This window comes from Arminella tubonensis, from assembly GCF_003240585.1.
Classification (GTDB): domain Bacteria; phylum Pseudomonadota; class Alphaproteobacteria; order Rhizobiales; family Rhizobiaceae; genus Rhizobium; species Rhizobium tubonense.
The window spans coordinates 1-4,182 of record NZ_PCDP01000073.1; the positions used below are offsets into that span (position 1 = coordinate 1).

5 protein-coding genes are annotated in these 4,182 nt (G+C 50.3%); 2 read left to right on the forward strand and 3 right to left on the reverse strand.

The window, feature by feature from the left end; all coding sequences use genetic code 11:
• Positions 1 to 10 precede the first annotated feature (10 nt).
• Entirely contained in the window at positions 11 to 634 is a 624-nt protein-coding gene (locus CPY51_RS29495; protein WP_111163918.1) for a hypothetical protein, read from the reverse strand.
• A gap of 248 nt (positions 635 to 882) precedes the next feature.
• On the opposite strand from CPY51_RS29495, the gene CPY51_RS29500 reads away from it, so the two are divergent.
• Positions 883 to 1,104: a hypothetical protein gene (locus tag CPY51_RS29500; RefSeq protein WP_111163920.1), complete on the forward strand. Its 222-nt coding sequence runs from the start codon at positions 883 to 885 to the stop codon at positions 1,102 to 1,104.
• 9 nt (positions 1,105 to 1,113) lie between these two features.
• Positions 1,114 to 1,758, forward strand: a complete 645-nt coding sequence (locus CPY51_RS29505) for a hypothetical protein (RefSeq protein WP_111163922.1) — start codon at positions 1,114 to 1,116, stop codon at positions 1,756 to 1,758.
• A gap of 122 nt (positions 1,759 to 1,880) precedes the next feature.
• On the opposite strand, the gene CPY51_RS29510 is transcribed toward CPY51_RS29505, so the two are convergent.
• Together CPY51_RS29510 and CPY51_RS29515 are read right to left on the reverse strand one after the other, a co-directional pair.
• Positions 1,881 to 2,873, reverse strand: coding sequence for a hypothetical protein (locus tag CPY51_RS29510; protein WP_111163924.1), 993 nt, complete (start codon positions 2,871 to 2,873; stop codon positions 1,881 to 1,883).
• A 140-nt stretch (positions 2,874 to 3,013) separates the two neighbouring features.
• On the reverse strand, positions 3,014 to 4,066 hold the full coding sequence (locus tag CPY51_RS29515; protein WP_206607268.1) for a hypothetical protein: 1,053 nt from the start codon (positions 4,064 to 4,066) through the stop codon (positions 3,014 to 3,016).
• Positions 4,067 to 4,182: the final 116 nt, after the last annotated feature.

Genomic DNA, 4,182 nt, shown 5'->3' on the forward strand with positions numbered 1-4,182 from the left:
TTTGTCCCCATCAAAATCCACTCGCAAAGAAACCGCCGAACCCATCGCAAACCTCCTGTTTGCGCCATCGATTCAGATTCGCACGCTTTTGGGAATCCCGAGAGTCAATTTCAATGAGGGTTGGTATAAGCTGATAACCATCCGCTTCAATTAGGCCTTTGCCCCTAGCAAAGCCGATAAGGGTCTCTACTTCATTAAAAGCCACCGACTCCGTCGCCGCCATGAGATAAGCCTCTTTGGTCCAAAACGGGTTCGGTGCATCAGGTTGTTCAAGTGAATATCTAAATGCCTCATCGTGATGCATTGCCTCGCCCAATCTGGGGGCATGCTCCAATATCGCTTCCAGCAAGCCATCCCGTCGTTCCGCCAAGGTCTTGGGTCGCGCTGTCGTCGCTAGCTCCACTACATCGTGAGTGATCAACGGGACTGCCACACCTAGTCGCCGCTGATCTACTAACCACGTAGTCAAATATGCTTTCTGTTGGTTTGATAGCTCGGAAACCGTCACTCGGGCGCGGCTCGTGATTTCATAAAGTCCTCCCGCTCTGGGAACGTTCAGCCGGGCATCGCCGCCAAGTATATATTCGGCATCTTGTGCCAATCGGCTTCCCCAGAAATTCGCTGCGTCTTCCATCTATTGTCCCTTGTGTAGAAAGTCGTGGGTAGACCATCGCGGAACTACCCTGAGTCGTCATCCCCTGTATTCACCAGACCATTGATCATCCTCAGGAGATATTGATGCGGAAGCGAAAGAGCCGCGATCAGCGCGGCAAGACAATGTCAGCATGATTTCCGGCCAGGCATTCTTTGTGGGGCTGTGCGAATCGTGGTTTGGTAACGTGCTGGTGAAATGCAGCGCCCCTAAGCACCGATGAGGTTGTTATGACTTATCAACTCGAAGACGATCCGATCAAGTACCATCAGGAAGCAATCCGCCACCACGCGCGGGAGATACAGGGCATGCAGTTCAACAGGCTGAGGTATTGGGGTGCAGGGCCTGATGAGCGGCTTCACGATGTGACCGCCCGCATGCTCGTGGTCGCCTTGGCCTCAAAGAAGATGCATGAGGGGAGCCTAGCACTTTGTAAGGCAAGCGTGGGTTAGACCATCCATATGGCTAAGAAATCACGGCCCTCCGTCGCGGCAATCTTGATAGCAGCCTCCGGCTGGATTGTTTCGCTCTTTCTCGGTGTTCTTGACCTTCCCGCGAAGGTCAACTCGTTCATGTCGGAAGCTCCGAAAGCGAAGCAAGGCGTTGTCGATTGGCTCAAGTTTGATCAGAACTACACGGGTCAGTGGACCAGTAGCGTTGAAGACTGGGTCGATGCTACCGAAGACGAAAAGGCGTTATCGACCGCCCCAGACGGTCCTGTCAGGATGAGGTTGCGCGTTTATGGCGGTGTGATCGAAGGGGAGATTGAGTCGGAAGGCCTTAAAGAAAGCTACATTTTCAACAACCTCCTTCTAGAGGGTTCCAAGAATGCTGATGGACTCGATGTCTGGGCTTATGATTACGTGGATGGGAAAAAGCGGGGCTTCGCTGAGGTCCATTTGAGCCTGTCCGGCGAAGAGCGCCTGCCCCTGAACTTTGAAGTTGTTCAAGGCGGGATGGGCCTGCCAGTCCGGGCCAAGCTCTACCGCACCTCGACCGACATATCGGAGCCAATCTATCGGCAGCCCAACATGGACCTACTCAAGCGAGTGATCGAACAGGGCAAAGCTGAAGCGCAGGGGAAGGCCGATGACAAGGGACGCTGAGGGGCGAAAAGACATTTTCCTCAGCGGAATCAATACTCATAGCTGTCGCCACCTCTCGTTTGTCGTCACTATCGAAGGGCTTATTCGTTTTTAGTCTGGCGCTATGGGCGTGGCTCCGGTCATCATGCGTCCACGCCGACAACTTCGTTTGCAATAAACTCCAAGTATTGAAGGCGCTGCTTGAGCAAATTTTCTTTCATAAATGGTCTTACGTCAAAATATTGCGCACCAGCTAAGTTTAATCTATTGATAAAATCCAACTCTGCACTAATGTATTTCTCCGAGCCAATTCGCATCTCTTGCCATTTCTCGATGGTTATCGTGTCGCTAGAATCAAAAGAAGATAACGCAGACTCAATTTTTTGTTCAATCTTCTTAATTCTGTGACGCAGAGTCTCTTCTTCATCCACTTCGTAACCATCCGCCGTAAGTCGGTTTGGAAACTCTTCAGGCGCACATTCCGTTATCTGGGCCTCGATTGCCCTGATGATACGCATCACCCGATTGCCAGTTGCCAGCGCATCCTCGAACGAAGTGGATATCCTAATGTTGCGATGGCCGATGTCCATTAAGGAAATTTCGTGTACGAGACTGTTGCGCTCGTCAAACAGTTGGTTCAACAGTTGGCCATCAGTCACGCCTTCGTCAGCTTGCGCAAGTATCTGCGATATCGTGGTTTTCGCCCCTAAGGCTTTCAACACTCTCCCCATCGTGTTTACGTAGGTTTCCATCGTGGAAATACCGGTCGCAGCCGCTAACAAATGCGGTACAGTAACGCCTTCGCTTATCATCGTTGGGAGCTTATTTTCTGATACAGCTCTATTGATATCGTCCTTCTCGATTGTCTTCGGGTCGAAGACAAAAAGATCGTAAAGTCGCGATTTTGCATGCCACTCCAAGCATGTGGCAAAACCCACCTTGTAATATGAGACGAATTCGAAGAAGGCCGGTGCGAGACGTTCTTCTAGCACCGGCTCCAGTAATGGCTTGACTTCCGCGAGGTCAAACAAAAGTGCGTCTAGCCTGTAGATCGCCGATCTGGCATTAAACGTAGACACCTTCGTTATCAGATGTCGTTTCACGAATTCGATTTGAGATATAAATGGCTTACTCACGAAACTCTCCAGATTCGGACCGCATTGTGTCGACTAAAACTTGTCACTGATTGTTATCCTTCCCCATCCGAAAGTCCAACGGAGCGCATTTAGGCGCGAAGAATACCGATTCCGGGTCACCACGGAATACCGCATCCTCCTCATTCATCGTCATCTATGGTGGTGAAGCGTCCTGTGGCTGATTTCCGTGTTATCATACGAATGCCGCCAAAGCCGAGGGTGCCGTGTGTTGCATAACAATACTCGAACAAAAGAATGTCCTCGATCCCATCCCCGTTGAAATCAGCCCTAACAACTTCAATCAATTGTTGGCCCATCCCATGAGCTTCTTCGATGTTGAAGAGATTCGGCCGGACGCGCTTTATTACAATTGACCCGTCATCGACTTTGTCCTGATAGGTGGCGTTTACCTCATCAGCCTCTTCAGATTTCTCCCTGCGGGGAAACATTGAAAACGGCATCAGATCGAGGTCAAGGATGCCGACATGCGGTTCGGAAATGAAACTTTCTCTCGGGGGGCTCGCTGCTTGGAGCGCTCTAAGCAGACCGCTTTGATGTTCGAACCAGCTCGACATTTTGATGTCAAAGTTCGTGGCAGCGTAAAAGCCTTCGGAAATTGCCACATCATATTCGCGACAGGTGCGAACTTCCCGCGTTTCGCCTGAATTCGCAGTCAACGTCAGGCAGGTGATATGGTCATTAGCACCCAACCGGACGGGCCTGTTGCGAAGAACCTCAATGTCTGCATGCCGAATGAGGTTTAAATCCCTAGAGTCCGCAAACGACATAGCTTCTAAGAGCCTAAATATCTCGTCCGGTTGCTCTTGCAAGATTTTGGCAACTTCCTCTGCAGTTAGCTCTCCATTGTCCAGACATTGTTGTAGAAGGATAATTGCTCTGCCTCTGTTTGAGCGCATCTTAATCTGCCGCAAATTGTCTTCGATCCGCGACTTCTTAGCTGATGCTATGCCCAGGAAAAACTGCACTTGGGGCTTTGCAAATAACGCCGAGCTTTTCTGAAGATTTGCACCAGCAACACATGGCAGAAGATTTTCATAATCGCGAAGATCAAAATCATCCGGGAGACCAAGATCAACTCTGACTTTCGCAAATTCTACTGGCTCGTCAGCAAGCTTCTCCGGGACAATATGATCAATGTGAAAATTACTGATATCGATCATTTGACCTGCCACTGCGAATTTCCTCCAAAATTGATTAGAGTTCGGCCTGACGAAGGACGGACGAATGAAGAAGCAGAGATTTACGGAAGAGCAGATCATCGGTGTGCTGCGTGAGCAGGAGGCTGGCG

Excerpts from the sequence above, each read along its gene's own strand:
- CPY51_RS29495 (WP_111163918.1), bottom strand. The coding sequence starts at position 634 with ATGGAAGACGCAGCGAATTTCTGGGGAAGCCGATTGGCACAAGATGCC.
- CPY51_RS29500 (WP_111163920.1), top strand. The coding sequence starts at position 883 with ATGACTTATCAACTCGAAGACGATCCGATCAAGTACCATCAGGAAGCA.
- CPY51_RS29505 (WP_111163922.1), top strand. The coding sequence starts at position 1,114 with ATGGCTAAGAAATCACGGCCCTCCGTCGCGGCAATCTTGATAGCAGCC.